This window comes from Nitrospinota bacterium (assembly GCA_027619975.1).
GTDB lineage: Bacteria > Nitrospinota > Nitrospinia > Nitrospinales > VA-1 > JADFGI01.
This window is the reverse complement of record JAQCGX010000019.1, coordinates 1-22,046: the sequence shown is the minus strand read 5'-3', so window position 1 is coordinate 22,046 and position 22,046 is coordinate 1. Positions and strand designations below refer to the sequence as shown.

22 protein-coding genes are annotated in these 22,046 nt (G+C 46.8%); 13 read left to right on the top strand and 9 right to left on the bottom strand.

The annotated features are described in order from the left end of the window. Positions 1 to 12: 12 nt before the first annotated feature. Together O3C58_08235 and O3C58_08230 are read left to right on the top strand one after the other, a co-directional pair. Positions 13 to 1,437 (top strand): DUF115 domain-containing protein, encoded by a 1,425-nt coding sequence (locus tag O3C58_08235; protein MDA0691841.1) that lies wholly within the window; start codon positions 13 to 15, stop codon positions 1,435 to 1,437. Continuing rightward, positions 1,434 to 2,027: a tetratricopeptide repeat protein gene (locus tag O3C58_08230; protein MDA0691840.1), complete on the top strand. Its 594-nt coding sequence runs from the start codon at positions 1,434 to 1,436 to the stop codon at positions 2,025 to 2,027. The genes O3C58_08235 and O3C58_08230 overlap by 4 nt, the downstream gene beginning before the upstream one ends. A gap of 13 nt (positions 2,028 to 2,040) precedes the next feature. On the opposite strand, the gene rnd is transcribed toward O3C58_08230, so the two are convergent. Together rnd and O3C58_08220 are read right to left on the bottom strand one after the other, a co-directional pair. Beyond that, the gene (gene rnd, locus O3C58_08225) at positions 2,041 to 3,210 is read right to left on the bottom strand and encodes a ribonuclease D (GenBank protein ID MDA0691839.1); all 1,170 of its coding nucleotides are present in this window, start codon (positions 3,208 to 3,210) and stop codon (positions 2,041 to 2,043) included. A gap of 253 nt (positions 3,211 to 3,463) precedes the next feature. After that, positions 3,464 to 3,664, bottom strand: coding sequence for a hypothetical protein (locus O3C58_08220; protein ID MDA0691838.1), 201 nt, complete (start codon positions 3,662 to 3,664; stop codon positions 3,464 to 3,466). A 501-nt stretch (positions 3,665 to 4,165) separates the two neighbouring features. Between O3C58_08220 and tsaB the strand changes: the two genes are divergently transcribed. Beyond that, complete coding sequence (gene tsaB, locus O3C58_08215) at positions 4,166 to 5,092, top strand: tRNA (adenosine(37)-N6)-threonylcarbamoyltransferase complex dimerization subunit type 1 TsaB (GenBank protein MDA0691837.1); 927 nt, start codon at positions 4,166 to 4,168, stop codon at positions 5,090 to 5,092. Between the two features lie 71 nt (positions 5,093 to 5,163). On the opposite strand, the gene O3C58_08210 is transcribed toward tsaB, so the two are convergent. From O3C58_08210 to O3C58_08200, 3 genes are read right to left on the bottom strand one after another with little or no spacing between them, the layout of a single operon-like run. Beyond that, positions 5,164 to 6,405, bottom strand: coding sequence for an NAD(P)/FAD-dependent oxidoreductase (locus O3C58_08210; GenBank protein ID MDA0691836.1), 1,242 nt, complete (start codon positions 6,403 to 6,405; stop codon positions 5,164 to 5,166). Continuing rightward, positions 6,405 to 7,124, bottom strand: a complete 720-nt coding sequence (locus O3C58_08205; GenBank protein MDA0691835.1) for a methyltransferase domain-containing protein — start codon at positions 7,122 to 7,124, stop codon at positions 6,405 to 6,407. Before O3C58_08205 ends, O3C58_08210 begins: the two co-directional genes overlap by 1 nt. 39 nt (positions 7,125 to 7,163) lie before the next feature. Further along, the gene (locus O3C58_08200; protein ID MDA0691834.1) at positions 7,164 to 7,559 is read right to left on the bottom strand and encodes an FxsA family protein; all 396 of its coding nucleotides are present in this window, start codon (positions 7,557 to 7,559) and stop codon (positions 7,164 to 7,166) included. A 427-nt stretch (positions 7,560 to 7,986) separates the two neighbouring features. On the opposite strand from O3C58_08200, the gene O3C58_08195 reads away from it, so the two are divergent. Further along, on the top strand, positions 7,987 to 8,379 hold the full coding sequence (locus tag O3C58_08195; GenBank protein MDA0691833.1) for a response regulator: 393 nt from the start codon (positions 7,987 to 7,989) through the stop codon (positions 8,377 to 8,379). A 40-nt stretch (positions 8,380 to 8,419) separates the two neighbouring features. Here O3C58_08195 and O3C58_08190 read toward each other — a convergent pair whose 3' ends face one another. Continuing rightward, positions 8,420 to 9,280 (bottom strand): hypothetical protein, encoded by an 861-nt coding sequence (locus O3C58_08190; protein ID MDA0691832.1) that lies wholly within the window; start codon positions 9,278 to 9,280, stop codon positions 8,420 to 8,422. Positions 9,281 to 9,417: 137 nt separating this feature from the next. Here O3C58_08190 and O3C58_08185 point away from each other — a divergent pair, with 137 nt between their 5' ends. Beyond that, complete coding sequence (locus O3C58_08185) at positions 9,418 to 10,761, top strand: radical SAM protein (protein MDA0691831.1); 1,344 nt, start codon at positions 9,418 to 9,420, stop codon at positions 10,759 to 10,761. A 273-nt stretch (positions 10,762 to 11,034) separates the two neighbouring features. Next, complete coding sequence (locus O3C58_08180; GenBank protein ID MDA0691830.1) at positions 11,035 to 12,111, top strand: hypothetical protein; 1,077 nt, start codon at positions 11,035 to 11,037, stop codon at positions 12,109 to 12,111. Positions 12,112 to 12,276: 165 nt separating this feature from the next. Here the strand turns inward: O3C58_08180 and O3C58_08175 are convergent, their stop codons facing one another. Further along, the gene (locus O3C58_08175) at positions 12,277 to 12,636 is read right to left on the bottom strand and encodes a hypothetical protein (GenBank protein MDA0691829.1); all 360 of its coding nucleotides are present in this window, start codon (positions 12,634 to 12,636) and stop codon (positions 12,277 to 12,279) included. A gap of 693 nt (positions 12,637 to 13,329) precedes the next feature. Beyond that, on the bottom strand, positions 13,330 to 13,464 hold the full coding sequence (locus O3C58_08170; GenBank protein ID MDA0691828.1) for a hypothetical protein: 135 nt from the start codon (positions 13,462 to 13,464) through the stop codon (positions 13,330 to 13,332). Between the two features lie 81 nt (positions 13,465 to 13,545). Here O3C58_08170 and O3C58_08165 point away from each other — a divergent pair, with 81 nt between their 5' ends. The 6 genes from O3C58_08165 to O3C58_08140 all read left to right on the top strand — a co-directional run bounded on the left by O3C58_08165 (position 13,546) and on the right by O3C58_08140 (position 19,286). Then, positions 13,546 to 14,616, top strand: coding sequence for a tetratricopeptide repeat protein (locus O3C58_08165; protein MDA0691827.1), 1,071 nt, complete (start codon positions 13,546 to 13,548; stop codon positions 14,614 to 14,616). Between the two features lie 266 nt (positions 14,617 to 14,882). After that, the gene (gene cysK / locus O3C58_08160) at positions 14,883 to 15,839 is read left to right on the top strand and encodes a cysteine synthase A (protein ID MDA0691826.1); all 957 of its coding nucleotides are present in this window, start codon (positions 14,883 to 14,885) and stop codon (positions 15,837 to 15,839) included. A gap of 9 nt (positions 15,840 to 15,848) precedes the next feature. Further along, entirely contained in the window at positions 15,849 to 17,078 is a 1,230-nt protein-coding gene (gene thrC / locus O3C58_08155) for a threonine synthase (protein ID MDA0691825.1), read from the top strand. Between the two features lie 21 nt (positions 17,079 to 17,099). After that, positions 17,100 to 17,381 (top strand): MoaD/ThiS family protein, encoded by a 282-nt coding sequence (locus O3C58_08150; GenBank protein ID MDA0691824.1) that lies wholly within the window; start codon positions 17,100 to 17,102, stop codon positions 17,379 to 17,381. Positions 17,382 to 17,383: 2 nt separating this feature from the next. Beyond that, positions 17,384 to 18,187, top strand: a complete 804-nt coding sequence (gene moeB / locus O3C58_08145; GenBank protein ID MDA0691823.1) for a molybdopterin-synthase adenylyltransferase MoeB — start codon at positions 17,384 to 17,386, stop codon at positions 18,185 to 18,187. A gap of 94 nt (positions 18,188 to 18,281) precedes the next feature. After that, complete coding sequence (locus O3C58_08140; GenBank protein ID MDA0691822.1) at positions 18,282 to 19,286, top strand: cysteine synthase family protein; 1,005 nt, start codon at positions 18,282 to 18,284, stop codon at positions 19,284 to 19,286. Positions 19,287 to 19,441: 155 nt separating this feature from the next. On the opposite strand, the gene O3C58_08135 is transcribed toward O3C58_08140, so the two are convergent. Next, positions 19,442 to 19,834 carry a PilZ domain-containing protein gene (locus tag O3C58_08135; protein ID MDA0691821.1) on the bottom strand — a complete coding sequence of 131 codons (393 nt, stop codon included), beginning with the start codon at positions 19,832 to 19,834 and terminating at the stop codon, positions 19,442 to 19,444. Positions 19,835 to 20,117: 283 nt separating this feature from the next. On the opposite strand from O3C58_08135, the gene dnaK reads away from it, so the two are divergent. Beyond that, the gene (gene dnaK, locus O3C58_08130) at positions 20,118 to 22,028 is read left to right on the top strand and encodes a molecular chaperone DnaK (protein ID MDA0691820.1); all 1,911 of its coding nucleotides are present in this window, start codon (positions 20,118 to 20,120) and stop codon (positions 22,026 to 22,028) included. Positions 22,029 to 22,046: the final 18 nt, after the last annotated feature.

Sequence of the window (22,046 nt, the reverse complement as noted above, 5' to 3'; positions counted from 1 at the left end):
TCCCCTATCCGTATGAACTCATTTTATAAAAAAAATATCTCCCCCTTTAAAGCGCGATGGACGTTGCCGGCCGCACTGCCCGACACAACATCGGAACGGGTTGCAGTTCTCTCCACAAAGACGGGGGATGTGACGGTTCGCTACGACAACCTTCTCATTCACAGCGCTTACGATCCGGTTAAAGAAGGGGAACAATTTGCCAAGGACATCGGACCGGGAAGTTTTGTTTGTTTGTACGGGTTTGGCCTGGGGTATCACGTTCGTGCGTTGCTGGAGAAAATTGGTCCCGCGGGAAAACTCTTGGTCATCGAGTTGAACCCCGATCTGCTGGCGGCGGCTATGATTCTAAGGGACCAGACAACGCTGTTATTGGATAGACGCTTACACCTTATTTTTGGCCGGGAGGAAACCAGTGTCTCCAAAGAGATTTCGGAGCAGATGGAAACATGGAGTGAGGTATCGGAGTCACCGCCTGAGGTGCTGTTTCATTCGCCGTCTTTCAAATGCATACCGGAAGGCTTTCCCTCTCTCACCAATGCTCTCGAAGTGATGCTGATGGAGCGCCGGTTTCCCGCAGTCCTCGGTGATCTGGAAACCCAGAACTATATTTTAAACCAGGAGATCATCCGGCAGAGTCCCGGAATCAATGCGCTTTCGGGGACGCATCATGGCCAGCCGGGAATTCTGGTCAGTGCCGGGCCCTCGCTGGACGACCTTCTCCCGCATTTGCAACGGTTTGGCGACATGGCTGTCATCGGCTGTGTGGACACCGCTCTACCCATCCTGACGCGGGCGGGGATTCGTCCCCATTATGTGTTCACCCTGGACCCGCAGGAAGAGAGCTTCCGGTATTTCCGGGAAAATCTCGACAGCGCTTTCAAATTGATTTATACCCCCTCGGCGCACCCTAAAATTATGTCCCATTTTCAGGGAGAAAAATTCGTGGTGTTCAAGGAGAACCATTCCCTGTATAAAAATGAGCAGGCTCTAATAAATGAAAAAGGGTCCACGAAGTCAGGGGGATCGGTCTCCTGCCTGGGGCTCGACAGCCTGATCTGGTTGGGATGCGACCCGGTTTTTCTGACCGGGCAGGACTGCGCTTATTCGGGACGACGGACCTATTCCCGCTATTCCGACCGCAACCTGCAACTGCTCGACCGGATTCCTCACGGCACCCTCGTCAATACACATTCGGAGCAAGCCGGGTTGAGCAAACAAATCACCATCGCTGGAGCCTGCGGGTCGAAGGTTGTAACCAGTCAGGCCATGTTCAGTTATAAGCGAACCCTTGAGCAAATAGCGATCCAACATCCTGAGACAACAATATATAACCTGATTTCACATGGGGCGGAACTTGAAAATATCACCCATTTGGGGTCAGTCAATGAACTGATAGAAAAATCAGCCTCTATTATAGAGGCGCAAGAATCGATATGAAAAAATACACTCCCATTCTTCTATTGCTTGCCATCGTTTTATTTTTTGTGACCGACCACCTCAAGCTGGACCCTTCTAAAAACAAGGGAAAAGTAAAAGGCGAAAATTCCACCCCCTCCCCCACTGAGGATCATGAGCATTCCGAGGGTTCTGATTCCGATCATTCAGATCCTGAAAATATAAAACGGATGGCGATCTTTCATTTCAATGAAGGCAATAAAAGTCTGCGGCAGGAGAAATGGGAGGATGCGGAAAAAAACTACCAAAAGGCGTTGCGCCACAATAGGGAATTCCAGGAAACATATATCAACCTCAGCACAACCTACTTTCGGGCGAAAAAGTTTGATGAGGCGCTGAAAACGCTTCAGGAGCTGGAACAAATCAATGCTTCCAACCCGCTCCTGCATTACAACCTGGCGTGTTACTACTCTTTAACGAATCAACCGGAAGCCAGTTTGGACGCTTTAAAAAACGCGGTGGGTTTTGGTTATAAGAACTTTCAGGAAATCCAGACCGATCCCGACCTGGAAAGTTTGAGAACAAAAGCGGGTTTTAAGGCGTGGTTCCTATCCATCCAGAGCAAATCTTGAAATCATGAATTGATCATTTGTCGTTCATCGCAATCAACTTCACCTTACCTTTTTCACCGATGGCCAGGGCCTTACTACCGTCCAAAATGGACGACAACAAAGAACCGATACATTCCTTCCTCCAGCCCTTCAACAAAAAATGATCTTCAACATTTTTATCCTGTTCGTAGCATTTCACAAAATCGTGAATTTGCTTGCGATGCGCCAGAACGCTGGGTTCAATTTTTATCTCCTCGGAACGGATCTGCACAAATGCCGCCAAAAGCTCTTCCACCCCCCTGCCCGTTGAGTAGCCGTCATATTCCGGTATTTCAGGGATCTGATCTTCAGCAAGCGCTAAACCCTTTTCGATGGCATTTATAATCGCCTCGCCGCATTTACCGACTTCCTTACCGTGGAATCCCCGGATGTTCGCAAGATCGCCCGGTTTCTTTGGCAATATTCTGGCGATTTCCAGGAGAGGCTCATCCCGCACAACCGCTTTCGGCAGACAGTCTCGCTCAATTGCCTCATCTTCGCGCCATGCGGCCAACTCAACCATAACCGCCAAATTCTTGCGCTTGAGATTTCTGATATTTTTTATTTTTAAGAATTGTCGGCGCGGATCGGGAAGCCCATACGCATCGGGATTTTCCAAATTCACAAACTCACCCTCAATCCAACTCAGGCGGTCCATTTTCGTAAGCACCTGAATAAGCTTTTTGTAAACCGGCAATAAGAACCTGGCATCGTCCAGAGCATAATCGATCTGGCTTTGACTCAACGGCCTTCGACACCAGTCGGTATATGTTTCCGTCTTTTGAATTTTTTTATTGAGGACCTTTTGTACAATCTTGGCAAAGGATATCTGCGAGCCCCAGCCAACCAGGGCCGCCGCTACCTGAGTGTCGAAAACAGGAGTGATGACCTCCCCTGTCAGGCGAACCAGAATTTCCAGATCCTGCCTGGATGCATGAAAGATTTTGATTACTTTGGGATTCCTAATAATATCCAGGAATGGACTGAGGTCGGAAATGAGAATTGGATCGATCGCGGCACAAACGTCGTCACCGGCCACTTGAATGAGGCCCAGGCGGTGAAAATAGGTTCGCTCCCGGACAAACTCTGTGTCGAGCGCCAGAACTTCACACGTTTTCAATTTCTCACAGAGGATAGCAAGTTCATCCTCGGTGGTAATATACATAACATTCTCCAAATGATTGATCAGGGCAAATCTAAAAATGCTATATTTAGTACCACATTTATAGATGCTTGGGGGGGGAATTTGAGGTGCAGGCCAAGAATTTTCGTCTTTTGCCCCTGTCCGGGCAGGGGAAATCCAAGTGCCTTTGCAGAAAAGCATAATGTGCAGGACATCTGGACCTTTAAAAAGCCTAAATTAACCAATAGCTTATTAAATTGTCCGGCACATTATGCTTTTTTGGAGCAAGAAGTCTTTACACACTTGTTTCGTCCATCTGAATATTGGATTTCCCCCAGGTTTTCTGACGGTCCATATCTTCCATGTTTACATCCTGGTCGATATAATCCGGCATCCCCTCACTTTTTTCTTTCCAGTACTTTTTGCTCAACTTTTTTGGTGACAGGACTCGCTTCAATTCTCCATCTGCATCAAAAATTCTTACTTCGAAAAACATAACGTTCTCCCAATTCGAAATAAAAGCCTTTCATCCTCCTTTATTGTCTCCATCACACTCAATCTCCACATTCCCTTTTGGCCGTTTAAAGGTTTACTAGGAATTACACAATAAATATTTAGATAAAAATTGTCAAGCAAATAAGTTCCATTATTTCAATGAGTATGCTTATTATAATTACATTGATAATGATAAATATTATTAAATGAAGCCTTGGTTATTTGCCAGGAATTGAGGGTCAATATTCGCGAAACAGAGAATATAACAATAACTATAATAAAATCAACTATTTAATAAATATCCACAAACTCTTACCATCGAAAGAATAGAGGTAAGCTATTGTTTTAAAAATTATTAACGTATAATCGAATTATTTATTGAGGCCAGGGGGAAAAGAAGGGTTTTTGTTTGACTTTTTGCTACCGATAACCTAATTTTAATATCGTATATTATGTAACGAGGTATTCATTTTATGGTGCCTATTTTTGGAAATTTTCTAGAATGATGAAGATCCTGGGCGTCGATTCGTCGATCCCGCTGGCTAGTATTGCCCTCCTCGAAAACAATCGCATTATTTCCGAAACCTATTTAGAAGATAGAGCAGGTCATTCAGACGGCCTTTTAAGGGCTGTGGACTGTGTATTATCCCAAGCCCGAATCCACCTGAAGGATGTCGGTGGATTCGCTATCACCACCGGCCCTGGTTCTTTTACGGGACTGCGCGTTGGAGTGAGTCTCATCAAGGGATTTGTGCTTGCCAGGGAAATACCTTTTAAGGGGATCGATACGTTGGAAGCAGTTTCCGCATGTGTGGAACCCACATCCCACCCTATATGCGCACTTTTGGATGCCCGAAAAAAAGAAGTCTATTGTGCATTTTTCAAGTATCAAGGAAATTACCGGAAGCGTTTGACTTCGGACAGAGCCATCACCCCTGAAGAATTATGCAGCAATATTTCTGAACCCACCGTTTTCATTGGCAACGGACTGGATACTTACAGCGAATTTCTCCAGCACGAGTTAGGGTCTCGATTTATCGATGGCTCAAAAACGAGAAGCCGCACCGTGGCGGCAAGCGCGGCAATTCTGGCAAAACCTTTTTTGGACCAAAATCCCAGTATGGACTTGGATGAATTAAAAATTACATACGTCAGAAAATCGGAAGCGGAAATACATTTACAGAAAAAACAACAACTGGAGGTCGGAAACATGAAAATCAATGCCGAGCTACTCGAAAAAATTACCAATGAAAACGAAGAGTTCAAAAAGCTCTATGAGGAGCACACCGTTTTAAATAATAGAGTCGAAAAATTAAATAAAATGAAATTTTTGTCGGCAGAACAGGAACTGGAAAAGAAAAAACACCAGAAAGAAAAGCTGAAAGCCAAAGACCGGCTCGAAGAAATTCTCAGCACGTTTCAGGCCTGATTGTATTTTCTTAATTGCGCCAGGAGTGGAGCGAGAACAGAGCTCTAAAAGCCTAAGGAAGCATCCGCCTTTTAAGCGGCAGGGGTTTTTGTAGAAAAACCTGTAGCACCTTTTAGCAATTGCCACAGGAAGCGGAAAGACATCACCTTATCAGCAGAATAATAATCCCCGATCACGCCCACAAGGGTGGCCGCCTGATCCGGATTTCCGGCCAGGGTGCGGATGACCCGGTTGCACAGGGGACGATTGTAAATCAGCCACTGAAGAATTTTACTCAGCAGGAATTTTTTTTTGAACTCTTGATTCCGTAATCCTTCATAGGCAGACAGCGCGGCTCTGGAAAAATCTTTTTTCTTAAAAGCCGCATCGATGACCCCGCTGGCAATCTGCGCACTACGTAAAGACAGATAAATTCCTTCTCCAGTAAACGGATCGATGAACCCCGCCGCATCGCCCACCAGTAGCAATCCGCCTGCTTTTGGAGGTCGCACGGAAAACGCCAGTGAATCGACACTCCTCACCTTTTCTTCCACTTCGCCCTTATCCAGCAGGCTTCGACGCAACGGATTTTGCAGGACCGTCTGCACGTAGAAGCCCTGGAGGTCTGTTCCTTGCAAACAATTTTTATCGACCACAAGAACCACGTTGACCTGATTTTTGCCTGTAGGAGCGATGCCTGTGTAGCCAGGAGGACTGATATGCATGTAACAGTAATCCAGCAGTGGTTTCGGGACCGTCCAGTGAGCGGCCAGCGCAATTTTTCCGGAGCCAGTGTTTTTTTTCTTCAAAGCAAATCGCCTGAGGGAAATACCATTCCTGCCCCCGGCATCCACAACCACAGGGGAACGAAACTCAAAAGCCTTGCGGGACGCGCCCCGGCCACGTACTCCAATAACATTCCCATCTTCGATAATAAAGTCGGTCACCTTGTGCCCTTCCCTCACCTCAACACCCACCTGTTTCACTTTCTGCATCATCAATTCATCAAAGACAAACCGTGGCAATGACAGACTGGTCATCGGTCCCTTCACATCTGGATGGGGCGGGTACTCTATAGCAAGCTCCGTATTTTCATAGGAAGAAATGGCCACTCCACGCAACCGTAACGGCGATGTGGCTTCAATGGCGGAAAGCACTCCCAGTTCATCGAGAATGGGATCTGCAGCAGGGCTGATAAATTCTCCGCAGACTTTATCGCGGGGAAAAGTGGCCTGATCCAAAAGCATCACTTTATGACCTGACCGAGCCAGAAATAAGGCCGTGGCTGAACCTGCAGGCCCGCCTCCTATGACAATGACATCGTAACGGTTCATCAGGAATGCTTCTTGTTGCCTACCAGTGCGATTCTGTAAGGAAAGTGACGGTGAATTTCAAATTGGGGAATTCCCGCTTCGCGTGCCAGTTTGAAAAACTCGGCAGGTGTGAAAGCATTCATCACGGAAACCGGCGCGTCAAACCGGGTCAACCGGTTTTTGGTCAGTAAACGGGTCAGCAGAAATATAGCGGCGTGAGCGATTCGGCTCCGGTGCAGGTCATTGACGATAAAACCATATCGGCTGATTTTATAAATAGCGGTCAGGATGGCCACCGCTTTCTCCCATGAGAAGTGATGCAACGAGAGGGAGTTGATCACCAGGTCGAAACTATTTTCCCGAAACGGCAATGCTAAAACATCGCATTGGACCAATTCGATTTCCGGGAAACGCGCCGTCATTTCACGGGCGAATTTCAGCATCTTAAAATTGATGTCGATCGCTTGAATGCGAACGGGAACCCCAAGCTTGCGGGCCAGCTCCGCCAGGGCGACTGGCTGGTCGGCGGATCCCGTAGCGACATCCAGAATTGTTACCGGGCGCGACTTCTTGTGGGCGCGGAGGAATATCCCTGCATGATGAAGCAACACACGATAACCGCTCAGATAACGGTTGACCCTGCGCACATCACCCAGGCTTTCCCGCACTTCTTCGTAAGGCGCTTCATCCAGGTCAAGCAGTTCCGCCCGCAGGTTCCTGGGCGGCGGCGAAAAAATCATGCGTTACATCCCTCCACCGGATGAGCAGTTACAGGAGTTTCAGTTTTTGAAAAAAAAGTAGGCTTCCCCTTGGGAAATTTTTTTCTTGATCAGATCCAAGGCAATATCTATAAAAACACCTCTAAAAATCGGTATCAAAATCAAGAACCCCAAAACATCAGTCACAATCCCTGGAGTGATAAGAAGCATGCTGGCGATGGCCATAACGGCTCCGTTCAAAACATCTTTCTCCGGCAGAGTTCGGGATTTCAAATGCCACTGCATCTTTTCAAACGCCTCTTTCCCCCAGCTGCGCCCGACCACCACGCCAACCAGTATAGTCAGCATGATCACATTGACGGTGTTTAGGATGCTGATATAGTCACTCACCCATGTTAACCCGTAAATTTCAACTATTGTTCCCAAGGCGAAACACAAAGTTACAATTAAACTCACAATCACTCCCTCAATTCAGGTCCAAACAATTTGCAAACTATTTCCCTTTTCTTTGCAGAAGCGGAAAAGGAAATATGGAAGCTCCTAAAATATCAAAATTATGGGTCTTGTGGAAGCAGTCAATACGCATCTCGTGAAACCAAGTCCACACACCCCTCTCGGCGAAATGTAACCAATCCCGCACAATCGTCATTTAACTTCGTTCAAAAAGAAGAAAAATCCTCCCGGAGCATCCTTACCCTACACCCTTTATCGCCTATAAGGTGGGGCTTTTGATAGAAAGTTTTCATAAATAAAATTTTTCTACCGATTTTTCCAGCCTTGATTCTCTTTCGGTAAGGGAATTGCAAATTCCAATAATTACAATGAATTGGGACTTTGCGAATGCGCTCAGTTTTTAGAATGAACCAACGGGAGAATTTACAAAATGAAAGTTTTAGCTATTGACGATGACAGGGATTTTTTAAATCTTTTAGAAGTGTATTTGAAAAAGGTAGGGTACACAACCACCCCTATTTTAGATGCAGAAGGTATTCTGACCGCTATTACCCGGGAAATCTACGATCTTGTGCTGGTGGATTGGATGATGCCGGACGTGGACGGAATCACGGTCATCAAGGCCATTCGCAACCGGGACAAGCAAACAGGGAATAAAACAAAGGTCATCATGGTGACTGCTATTAATAATACAATGGCGAAAAGCTATGCCAAGCGAAGCGGGGCGAATGGTTTTCTCCCCAAATCAGAAGATAGCGATGATTTCAAACTCCGACTATTTGAAACGATCAGAAATGTCATGAACGAACCTGCTATGAGGTAGACCACAATTTGGGATAAGCCAGTGACCCGCCGCTGAAGGCTCACTCGCTCTCCTTAATTGGCAAAGCATCTGATTGCAAATCCTTCACGCGCCGGAGAAATTCAATAATGGCTTCCAGCTGGTTTTCAGATACAAACTGTTCTACATTTTGCTTGTCGGGATTATCTTTATGATGAAATGCGGAGAAATCTTTCCTGAATCGTTCTTTCCTATCAGTCCTGGAAAAATCGTATCTCGCTAACAACCGAACTCCTTTATTACCGCCAACCCCCAGCAAGGAATGACAAAACAGGCAATTGTCTTTAAAGGCTGAAAATCCCGTCTGAGGTGGCGGCCCCGCAACCTTCAGGAGGGGGGAGTAATAGTCTTCCAATTTCGCAAACCGCAATTCCCGAATATTCGCCGTGAGATAACGTTCCTGAAATGGGGCTGCCTTTTTATCGGGAACTATTATCAGAAGAGGGTTCAACCAATCGGGTTTTTGATACTCCGAACGGATGTGAATTCGGGTGGCCAATTGAAGATCATAACGCTTGATATCCGCAACCGACAAAATCCCTTGATAATCGTCGAAACAATTCAAAAGCACCGCATCGCTCAGGCCCTCAGGGTCCATACGATGAACTAATTTGGAAAATGAAATGACGCGAAACTTTGAATCTTTATATCCCAGGGCTTTATCGAAATAGGCGCTGGGGATTTCTTCCGTTCCCAAACTTTCCAGCTGATCCTGGTTCCACTCAAAAGTATCGACTCCCTGCCCTTTTATTTCCTGTCCGATAATTTTGTAAACCCGCTCCTCCGCATGGGCGCCCTGGCCTCCCGAAACGCCCCAAAAAAATGCCAGCGCCATAAAAATTAGAGCTTTGCCTCCTTGACACCCCCAAAAAATTTGTTTCATGGCCTGCAACCCTATATGATAAATTCTTCAAATTGAATACGTCGGGCGTGCTTGTATCCACTCACGAGAAATATGCCCACAGGAATCCGTATTTTGTTATTAAATTTAGGCTATCCAGCTTGCAGGACTAATTTATCATGGAAATATCATCCACCGGTTTAGAAATCAGCCCCAGCAAAATGGATTTCAGGGCTTACTCCATTTCCTGGAATCTCACAAAGAGATGCAACCTCAATTGTGACCATTGCTACCTGGACGCAGACTTTCGCGGTGGCCTAAGAACCGACGAGCTGGACACTCAGCAGTGTTTCAACGTCATCGACCAGATCGCTGAAGTCAATCCAAACGCCTTTCTGATTTTAACCGGCGGCGAACCGCTGTTACGCCCGGACATCTACGAAATCATCCGCTATGCGGCGGATAGAAAATTCATGGTGGTGCTGGGAACCAACGGAACTCTGATCAATCACGCCAACGCGGTGAAGATCAAGGAAGCCGGCGCGCACGGCGTCGGCATCAGCATCGACTCGATGGACCCCGGCAAGCACAACAAATTCCGAGGAGTGGAAAAGGCATGGGAACATTCCATGGAAGCTTTCAAGGTGATGAACGAGGTGGGCATCGATTTTCTCCTCCAGATGTCTGTTTCGGATATGAACTACAAGGAAATCCCGGACGTGGTGGCTTTCGCCGAAGAAATAGGCGCGGTCGCCTTTAATCTCTACTTCCTGGTTTGCACCGGGCGCGGACAAGGCAACACCGACATTTCCAATGAAGCCTATGAAGAAGCGCTGAAAATGCTCTATGAGCAGCAGATGAAGTACAAGGGCCGGTTGATGATCAACTCCAAATGCGCCCCGCAATACAAACGGGTGGTTTATGAAAATGATCCTGATTCCGTCTACACCCGGACCTATTCCGGCGGCTGTCCGGCGGCGACACATTACAGCAGGATTTCCCCTGAGGGCAACCTGACCCCCTGCCCTTTTATCGAGGAATCGGTCGGCAGTTTAAAAACCAACACATTTAAAGATTTATGGGATAACGCGCCGCTCATGAAGGAGCTTCGCAACCGTAAGAATCTGGAGGGTAAGTGCGGAACCTGCGAGTTTTCCGCCATGTGCTCAGGTTGCCGGGCGCGGGCGTTTGCGGAAACCGGAAACTATATGGCCACGGACCCATCCTGCGACTACGAACCGGGCAAACACGGCGGCAAGGAAATCACCCTTAAAATTGAAGACACTCTCGGTCTGGAAGTTGAGTTTCACACAACATGGACCCCTGAAGCCAAACAACGGCTGGAGCGCATTCCCTCGTTTGCTCGCGGTATGGTCGTCAAGGGCATCGAAAAATTCGCCGAAGAACGCGGCATCGCTCTCATCGATGAAGAAGTGGTCAAAAAATCTCGTGAGGAAATGATCACCAAACGCGGCGCCATGTTCCCCTTTCTTAAAAAATTCATCAATACCGAGCAAACGTAACGCTGGCCCAGCGCCCGGCAGACGCTCGCTTCGCTCTCGAGCCGCAAAACCGCCAACAAACTCATATACCAGCGTGACGCTGGACCCAATATTCACGCTCTATGGGTTTTTGAGGAAAAAGAGTCCTCAAAATGTCCCAACGTTCTTCTGCTAATCCCAATTCCCCAGCTTGAGGCGGGATGCCCCCTATCCTCTCCTTCTATTTTCAACGCCTGCGACCTTAATAAAATCAATACTCGTAAGGGAAGATGGCTCTCCGGAAGGCCAATGCGAATGGAGGCTATCCTAATAAATTTTCATTCAATATCAATCAGTGGCGCGAACAGCGTTTCAGCCGTTGTCCAGTACGAACAAGACGTTACTCCGGACGTTATTTTTGGAAGCGGTAACGCCAATGGCAGTTTCACCACCGACCGCCGAAATGGTATCGAGATCGGGCTTCGCGGCAAACTCCGGTTCAATGGAGCCGGTCTTCCTGAAAACACCTTCAACAGCAACAGTAACGGAACCTACAGCTTCCAGGCTATTGTTGGACCGACAAAAACAACTCCCACGCCAGAGTGGAGTTTTGAATGGTCGGTCAATACGGATTTTAACGGAACCTCAGGCGGCTTGGTGCTGGAGAATCTCACTTACGAATTGGGGCTGGATGCAGACCCAGGCCCTGGAACCAACTTCCTGGTTTTCGATCCTATCACCCCAAACACCCCTCCCATCAACGCACCCTTTTGGGATCATTCAATCGGCACTAACGCCACCACTAACGGTAACGGAGTCGAAGCGGTTGACGCACCCGGGTATGCGGCTCTGATTGCGGCCAACAACGTCGCCCAGAATTCCTGGAGGTACGACTTTTTCCCTCTAGGTCCTCTGGCAGGCTTTAACCCTGAAACCCCTAGAACCTATGCCATTTACCTTCTGGCAAGGAATGGAGCGGATGTCGTCGCCAGAGCTGATATTCAAATCCTGGTTGGAGGCGCCGAACCGGTTGAACCCGGTGCAGATCATTTACAGTGCTATGACATTGATTGGTCGACAAAGCTCGACCGCAGAACCGTGAACCTGGAAGATCAGTTCGCCGTGAGAGAAAACGTCAGAGTCAGCCGGAGAGCTGAAAAGTACTGCACACCGGTTAATAAAAACGGTGAGGGAATCACAAATCCTGACAGCCACTTGACCTGTTACAGGGTCAAAGGTTTCAAGCCAAAACGGAAGGTAAAAGTAGAAAACCAGTTTGGTGAACAGTCATTCAAAATCGATGAGTCCGAATTGCTCTGCGTTCCTTCGACGCAGCTGGAAGTAACAGAAGTAAATAAAGGGCATCATCATCACCATCATGACGATGAGTAAAGTGTCACCTAGTCTTTATCGTCCAATTCATTAACGTCAAGGAAAAGGGGAGCCGAACCTCCCCTTTTCCAACAGCGTTAAACGGCACAAACATTCACGTTCGAACAGCGTGCCGCTGCTGGCCCCACACACTTAAGTGTGATGGTTTCTGAGAAATAAACAATTCTACTTATTCCTGCGATACAAATCCCCAACCGAAAATGAAGCCCGGTTCACATCTAGCTCCTGATTTTGCAAATCATTCACCACCTCATCCCGGTAATTTTTAACCTTGCGATACAACGGATGAGAAATATCCAGCTTCAAATTGGTTAAGGCCGCTGAAATTTTCCCCTTACCTTCTACCGTCACTTCGCAAACAATCTCTCCAGACGCATCGGACCTGAAGGCATCAGTGACCTGGAGCGGCGTCTTTTTATCGACAAAAATCTTCAACTCTCGAAAAAGCTCAATCACCGGACCCTTGCCGTAAACCCTGAATGGCAACTGTTTTTTCACTTCCACCAATAAACTCTGTGCGCTCAATTTCCCCTCCCATTAAATTATGATTCCCGGACTTCTTTCCTTTTATAGCCTCTATCTCAACAAGGAACCAAGAACTAGAAACATTTCTCAGAACACAGTCATTATATCGCGTTTTCATAATTTCTTCTTTTTCCCTAAAAGGGGATCTCAAATGACACTCCCCTCTCACACCCAAAAATGGGATCATAACTTCTAATCAATAAACAAATCAATAAGCTAACTTATTGTTACAAATATGTAACATCCCTGTGAAAAAGCCTAACAATTGCAATATATATTTAACAACCACTATGAAAATCCATTGTATTTGAAAAACTGATCCATATTCAGCTTTGTTTGTTGCAAATATTTTTCGTATTCGCCCCCTTCCAAGGGGCGGGGTATTTAAAGGTAGTTTTTTTATAACCTCCCCTAACCCCTCCTTGCAAAGGAGGGGAATGTGAAAGGAAACCCCGTAGCAGAGCTACGAGGAATTCTTTTGATTAAAAATTATCTTCATGAAAATAATGAGTTCGGTCCAACGAACTGGTATAGTGACGTGAAATTTCTCCCGTTACCAAATGCCTGACGATATTCGGACTCATGAGATCATTCCCCTCCTTGTTTTTGACATACCTAGCAGTTTTCCTTTATTTTTTTATTGTCTTCGTTTGTCCTAATTTAAGCTGGGCTGAAGAAACCGCCGATGGGTTTTTAACCCAGGGCCTGACCTTCACTGATGAGGGGGAGTAAGAAAAGGCCATAGCCTCCTTCAAACAGGCCCTGAAACTCGACCCGACTTTCGACAGCGCCCGCCTTAACCTGGGAATCGCCTATTTCAAGTTCCAAGCCTATGATTCAGCTCTAGAAACTTTCCAGCAGATATTAGACCAAGACCCTAACGACAGTTCTGCCCTGATTTTCCTCGGCTTGTCTTTACAGGGCCAGGAACAATTTGAAAAATCCATTCCCTACTTTGAAAAGGCTGGAAACCTGGATCCTGATTTTTCTCAATTGGCATTGTTCAACATTGGCAAAGCCCATGCGCAAATGAAAAACCAGGAAAAAGCCGCTAAAAATTGGAATGCGGCCATTAAAATTGATCCCACCACCGAAATCGCCAAAGGGGCCAAAACTCTTTTAAAAGTTCAGAATGGGGAAAAACCCAAAAAGCCCTGGAGTCTTTCCTTCGGGGCGGGATTCGAATATGACGATAATATCACCGTCGACGAACAGAACCTGACTACAAATCAGGGTGATTTTTCCTACATTGCTGAATTTACGGGAGCCTACAAAATCCTGCAAACCCCAAAATATGAATTGGAAGCAGGATATGATTTTTATCAAAACATCCATGACAACCTTTCTTCCTTTGATCTCCAGTCTCATATCTTTTCTCTCAACGGTTCCTATGAATGGGGCAAATTAAATTTCGGGCTATTCAACATTTACAATCTCACCAATCTGGGGGACGATGAATTTTTAGAAATTCATTCGACCAGCCCCAGTGTAGGTTTAGCCGTTAATGACAAATGGTACGCTACTCTGACTTACGCCTATAAGGACACCAATTTTTTCGACCTTCCCGAACGGGACGCCCAAAATCATGGTTTCGCTCTCAGCAATTACCTTTTTATTATGAATGGCAAGGGGATCATTCAATTAGGTTACCGATTCGAAAATGAGATCACCACTGGAGATGCATTTGATTTTCTGGGTCACTACCTGGATACAAAAATTAAACTACCCCTCCCCTTTTCCAAAAAAACACAGGTCAGCTTGAGCTATCAGTATTTCTTCAAAGATTTTAAAAATGTCACGCCAAGCATTGGAGAGAGAAGGGATGATTACAGACATTCGATTGGATTTGGGGTCATCCAGCCGGTGTATAAAAATATATTCGCCAAGTTAAATTATCAGTTTATCAACAGCACTTCCAATCTGGCTGCCTCGGACTATAGGGAAAACATCGCCTCTCTCGCCCTCGGAATAAACTTTTAAGGTTCATTCCGAATCTCCTAATTACAAAGAATTCCTGTTGAATTTTACCCCAATCTGAAGCATAGTAGTCCCATTGATAAATTATAAAAATCAAGGGGTTTTAGGGCATACTGGTCTCAAATAGGGGTTTTTAATAGCTAAATTCGATGCATCATCCCCAAGTTTTTTTCTGGTTATGAAGACCTTTTGCTCATCCAAATGTTGACTGAAAACCAGTTATCCCTTAAAATTCCGTGTTTTACTTCCTGGATGGGATCCAACAGAATATGACGGCAAACTCAAAACCGATCGAAAAACTTAAAACCCGATTTAGTAATAGTTTAGAGTTGATCGGCGGCACCCCATTGGTTAAACTTAATAAGGTTTCTCCTCCCAATGGCGCCAATATCTACGCAAAGCTGGAGTTTATGAATCCGGGTGGAAGTGTTAAAGACCGGATAGCTTTGGCTATGATTGAGGACGCTGAGAAAAGAGGCGTCCTGAAACCTGGGTCCACCATCATTGAGCCCACCAGCGGCAATACAGGCATTGGCCTGGCTCTCGTAGGAGCGGTTAAGGGCTATAAAGTGATTCTGGTCATGTCCGAAAACATGAGCACCGAACGGCGGATGATTCTTGAGAGTTTTGGAGCAAAAATAGAATTGAGCCGTGCCGAATTCGGCATGGAAGGAACCATTGAACGGGCTGAAGAATTGCTGGCAAAAAACCCGGATTATTTCATGCCCCAGCAATTCAATAACCCGGCCAACCCTGAAGTCCATCGGCAAACTACAGGACCGGAAATCATTGCTTCCATGAATGGGGAACCGGTTCATGGGTTTGTCGCGGGAATCGGCACCGGAGGAACAATCACAGGCGCAGGCGAAGTACTGAAGAAACATTATGGTGACACAAAAATTGTCGGGGTCGAACCCGCAACATCCGCTGTTCTTTCTGGAAATCCTCCCGGACCACACAAGATTCAGGGAATCGGAGCGGGCTTCAAACCCAAAGTATTGAATATGGATATTTTGGACAGCATTCGTCCCGTTTCCGATGAGGATGCTTTTAAATTTTCCCAGCGACTGGCCAAGGAAGAAGGCCTGCTCGTAGGAATCTCATCCGGGGCGGCCGGTTTTGCCGCCCATCAGTTAGCAGAAGAATTGGGACCGGATAAAAACGTTGTGGTGATCCTGCCCGACACCGGTGAAAGATACTTTAGCTTTTATAAATATTTCGAATAAGAAGGATCTATGGGATACGTAAAAGGCTTACGCTGTAAAGAATGTAAAAGAGAATTTCCAAAAGAACCGATTCATGTTTGCGAATTTTGCTTCGGCCCCCTGGAAGTCGATTACGACTACGAAGGTATCAAGAAGGTAGTCAGCCGAAAGTCCATTGAAGCGGGTCCGCCCTCCATGTGGCGCTACAGAGAATTTCTGCCCATCGATGAAGATCCGAAAGTCGGTCTGCATACCGGGTACACTCCTCTTGTGCGGGCAAAAAACCTTGGCAAAGCCCTCGGCTTGAAAAATCTTTACATAAAGAACGATTCCGTCAACCACCCCACCTTTTCATTTAAGGATCGAGTGGTTGCCGTAGCGGTGTCCAAGGCGATAGAATTCGGGTTTGACACCCTTTCCTGCGCATCCACAGGAAACCTGGCAAATTCCGTGGCCGCTCACGCTGCAGAAGCCGGACTGAAAAGCTGTATATTCATCCCGGATGGCCTCGAAGCGGGGAAAATACTTGGTACTCTGATTTATGGAACTCAGTTGATCGCCGTCAAGGGCAGCTATGACGATGTCAACCGTTTGTGCAGTGAAGTCGCCGCAGACCATAAATGGGCGTTTGTAAACATCAATATTCGTCCCTATTACGGAGACGGGTCCAAGTCCTACGGTTATGAAATCGCCGAACAATTAGGATGGAAAGCCCCTGACAATGTCGTGGTTCCGGTTGCCGGAAGTTCCCTGATCACCAAAATCTGGAAGGCTTTTCATGAATTTGAAGCCATGGATCTGATCGACCCCTTCAAAACCAAGATATTTGCCGCTCAGGCAACAGGGTGTTCCCCTGTGACGACCGCCATTAAAAATGGCACCGATGTCATCACGCCCGTCAAACCCAATACGATTGCCAAGTCCATCGCCATCGGCAATCCCGCCGATGGTTATTACGGCGTCAAAACCGCTAATGAAAGCGGTGGGTATGGGGAGGATGTCTCCGATGAAGAAATCGTCAAAGCCATGCAACTCATGGCGCAAACGGAAGGAATTTTCACTGAAACTGCCGGTGGCGTGACCTTGGCGGTGACTCAGAAATTGATCAAACAAGAGAGAATCAAACCCGATGAAGTGACGGTCATTTGCATCACCGGCAACGGCCTCAAAACACAGGAGGCGCTTGCCGGGGTTTTTGAACCTCCCGTGATGATCGAACCCAATCTACACAGTTTCAATGGAATTTTCACAGCAGTTTAACGGTTGAATAAGGAGCATATCATGGCGGTAAAAGTCAGAATCCCCACCCCTCTCATGAAGTTGACCAGTAACCAGAGTGAGGTTACCGCCGAGGGGGCGACAATTTCAGACATTTTAAACAACCTGGAGTCGCAGTTTTCAGGAATCAAGGAACGAATCTGCGAAGAAAATGGTTCGCCCAGGCGTTTCATCAATATTTATGTCAACGAAGAGGACATTCGTTTTCTCGACGGTGAAAAGACTGCAGTCAAGGAAGGTGATGAAATTTCCATTATCCCGGCCATCGCAGGTGGATCACGCTGATCATGGATTTTACCGACGAACAAATTGAGCGCTATAGCCGGCACATCATGCTTCCTGAAGTGGGAGGTGTGGGGCAAGTCAAAATGCTCGAAGCCAAAGTGCTTCTTATCGGAGCCGGAGGCCTTGGCTCACCTGCGGCCTATTATCTCGCCGCCGCCGGTATCGGCAACCTCGGTATCGTCGATTTCGACCGGGTCGATTTGAGTAATCTGCAACGGCAAATCATTCATTCTACCGAGCGGATCGGAATGCTGAAAACCGAATCCGCAAAAAAAACCATCGAGGCTCTCAATCCCGATGTCAAGGTAACGACCTTTAATGAAATGCTGACCTCGCAAAACATCATGAGGATTTTTGAGGGTTACGATTACATCCTCGATGGAACGGATAATTTTGCCACCCGTTATCTCATCAACGATGCCTGTGTGATGACCGGCAAAACCAATATCCACGGCAGTATTTTCCGCTTCGAAGGCCAGGCAACTGTTTTTAAGCCTGGTGCAGGCCCTTGTTACAGATGTCTTTATCCGGAACCGCCACCGCCAGGGCTGGTGCCCAATTGTCAGGAAGGCGGCGTTTTGGGAGTTCTGGCCGGGGTGATCGGCAATCTGCAAGTGGTCGAAACCTTGAAGCTCATCCTTGGTAAAGGAAAAACTCTGGTGGGAACTCTTTTGATCTACGACGCTCTCAATACCGAATTTCGTAGATTAAAATTAAAACGGGATGTCAACTGCCCGGTTTGCAGTGAAAATCCCACGATCACAGAATTAATAGATTATGAGGAGTTTTGCGGACTTTCCAGATAAAACAGGTTTTTTATCGATCCCTGAAATATTGGCAAATAATTCGCAACCTCATGATTATAAAATACATCTTAAAAGACAAATGTCTAAACTCAAGATGACCATACCAGCACCTTCTGAGGTTCAGGCTCCATCCTGTCCCGTTATCACCGATGAAGCGGTACTAAAAACCATCGGCAACACGCCGATCATCCGCATGAATCATCTGGGTAGCGAATTCAAGGATGTCGAAATCTATGCCAAAGCCGAATGGCGCAACGCCGGCGGCTCGGTCAAGTCCCGTCCGGCCTTGAAAATGATCGAAGACGGAGAAAAGTCAGGAAAATTGACCAAGGGCAAGATCATCCTCGACTCCACCTCGGGAAACACCGGCATCGCCTATGCCCTGATCGGAAAAATCAAGGGCTACAAAGTAAAACTGGTCATGCCCGCCAACGTCTGCAAAGAACGCAAGGGCCTGATGGCGGATTTTTATGGCGCCGAAATCGTGACCTCCAGTCCCTTTGAAGGCTCCGATGGGGCCATCCTTCTTGCCCGAAAAATATACAACGAAAATCCAGATATCTACTTCATGCCGGACCAGTACAACAACGACTCCAACTGGCAAGCCCATTACGAAACCACTGCCAACGAAATCTGGAAACAAACCGAAGGAAAAATAACGCACTTCCTCGCCGGCATCGGCACCGGAGGCACGATCATGGGAAACACCCGCCGCCTTAAGGAGCTGAATCCTGACATCCAATGTTACGCGGTGGAGCCTTCTGAAGACCTGCATGGCATTGAAGGATTGAAACACATGGCCTCATCCATCGTTCCGGGAATCTACAAGGAAGAAGAACTGGACGGGAAAATCAGCGTCAGCACCGAAGATTCCTATAACATGGTGGAACGGCTGGAACGGGAGGAAGGACTGTTAGTCGGCCACTCAGCCGCCGCCGCCATGAGCGCATCTCTGGAGATGGCCTCCAGAATCAAGAAAGGCGTCATCGTGACCATCTTCCCCGACAGTTGCGAACGGTGCTACATCAATTTTGGCCATTTTAAGAAGTACATGGAAACACAGGACAACCACACACTTCCCCATTCCGACGCAGAATAATAACCTCCCCTCCTGCGTAGCGGGCTTGTGATTGTAAAGGTCAAAAACTCAAAAGCAGTCCGGTTTCTCAACTGGAATGCTTTTTGATGTCAGCTATAAATACCCACTTCAGCATATGAAAAAAATAAGGCTATCCCCCGAACATAACAATTATTTTAACTCCGACGTTTTAAGCCCAAATGGCTGTGGATTTCTTCCTCAACAACGTCATGGACAGTCTGGGAATTGTGCATAAGGAGGTTTTGTAAATATTCGTAACTGTCCAGATCGATTTCTGTAAACTCAATTGCCATTCCAGATTCCACAGAACGCTTAACCTTGCCCTTCACATTAATGGTGATTCCAAGATCCCCATTTCCGAGAAAAATAGTCACTGCACATTTGGTCTCCAAAGGCAATATTTGATCGGCAATCAGAGAGACTCCCTTCATACTTAAATCAATGGTTTTTGTCGCATTAAAAGAAACTTCGCCAGTTTTAACCTCAACCCTGGCATTTATAGGAACCCGGGTAAATTCCCGCAAATTTTGATCGCCCGTCTTATTCATGGTGTACCCTTTCTATTAATGTTGATCGGTTATAGTATAAGGGATATTGGAGCCAAATAAAAGCCTCAACCGTCACTTTTTTTTCAATAACTTATTGATTGTATTCTAGTTTTATAGATATCCCCATGCCAAACTCACGGTATTCACAAGTTTTTTCCTTTAAATTTTTCCATCACCTTGACAAAAACACATCGTAGTCTTATTTCATAACGTAAGGTTATGCACCCTTAAATCTATAATACGTTGAAAAATAACAACTTAATATGTTGAAAGGATTGGACTCATGGGAAAAATTGTAGGCATTGACTTAGGGACCACCAATTCGGTGGTAGCCGTCATGGAAGGCAACGAACCGAAGGTAATCCTCAACGAAGAGGGAAGCCGGACCACCCCTTCTGTGGTTGGATTCACCAAAGACGGAGAAATTCTTGTCGGCCAGGTCGCCAAGCGCCAAGCCATCGCCAACCCGACCAACACGGTATTTTCAGTAAAGCGTTTCATGGGTCGGTCCTTTGACGAAGTTTCCGAAGAGATGAAAATGGTTCCTTATAAAGTGGTCAAGGGAACTAAAAACGATGTTCTTATTGATGTCGGAGGTAAAAAATACACGCCTCCGGAAATTTCCGCAATGATCCTGCAAAAACTCAAAAAATCTGCGGAAGCCTATCTTGGTGAACCTGTAACGGAAGCCGTCATCACCGTTCCCGCATATTTTAATGATACCCAGAGGCAAGCAACCAAGGATGCCGGAAAAATCGCCGGCCTGGATGTCAAGAGGATCATCAACGAGCCGACGGCTTCTGCTCTCGCCTATGGCTTGGACAAAGAAAAAGATCACATGATCGCCGTTTATGATTTCGGCGGCGGCACGTTCGATGTCTCCATTCTGGAAGTCGGGGACAATGTGGTCGAGGTAAAATCCACAAACGGAGACACCCATCTCGGCGGCGACAACCTCGATCAGAAGCTCATTGACTGGCTGGTCGCGGAGTTTAAAAAAGATCAAGGCATTGATCTGTCCAAAGACAGTATGGCGTTGCAACGCCTCAAGGAAGCCGCAGAAAAGGCTAAAATCGAATTGTCCACCACCAACGAAACCGATATCAATCTTCCATTTGTAACAGCCGATGCTACAGGGCCGAAACATTTGAATCTGAAGATAACTCGATCGAAATTCGAATCCATGATCGAGGGTCTGGTGGAAAGATCGCACGGACCCTGTAATAAAGCGTTGGCTGACGCCGGTCTTGATGCCAGCAAAATTCATGAAGCTGTTTTAGTTGGCGGGTCCACCCGGGTTCCCATGGTACAGAAATTGGTTAAAGAACTGTTTGGGAAAGAACCGCATCGCGGAGTCAACCCTGATGAAGTGGTCGCACTCGGCGCCGCCGTTCAGGCCGGTGTTTTGTCAGGCGATGTCAAAGACATTCTCCTGCTCGACGTGACACCTCTGTCTCTGGGAATTGAAACCCTCGGTGGCGTGACCACCAAACTGATCGAACGCAACACGACCATTCCCACACGCAAGAGTGAAGTTTTTTCCACAGCTTCAGACAACCAGCCCAGCGTGGAAATCAATATTCTTCAAGGGGAACGGGAAATGTCCAAGGACAACCGATCCCTTGGAAAGTTCCATCTGGATGGCATTCCGCCTGCACCTCGGGGCATACCTCAGGTTGAAGTGACCTTCGATATCGATGCCAATGGCATTATCAACGTGACTGCCAAAGACAAGGGAACCAACAAGGAACAAAAAATCACCATCACCGATTCCACGGGTCTGTCGGATGCTGATATCGAGAAAATGGTCAAAGATGCCGAAGCTAATGCTGAATCGGATAAACGCCGTCGTGAAAAGATTGACGTAAAAAATCAGCTCGACTCCATTATCTATTCCACGGAAAAAACAATCCGTGAGAACAAGGAGAAGTTGAAAGAAGAGGATATTAAATCTACAGAAGAAGTGATTGAAGAAGCCAAAAAACATCTGGAAGACGAAGTTGAGCCGATGAAAGAGCAGATTGAAAAACTCAACCAGGTCGCGCATAGCCTCGCCCAGACCATTTACTCCCAAGCTCAGCAGGGAACTCCCGGCGGAGAAGGGGATGCCTCTGGCGGTCCCGAAGGGGATAAAAAAGATAAATCGGATGAAGATGTCGTCGATGCCGAGTTTGAGGATATCGGCAAAAAATAGCATCATCACCGGAACAGG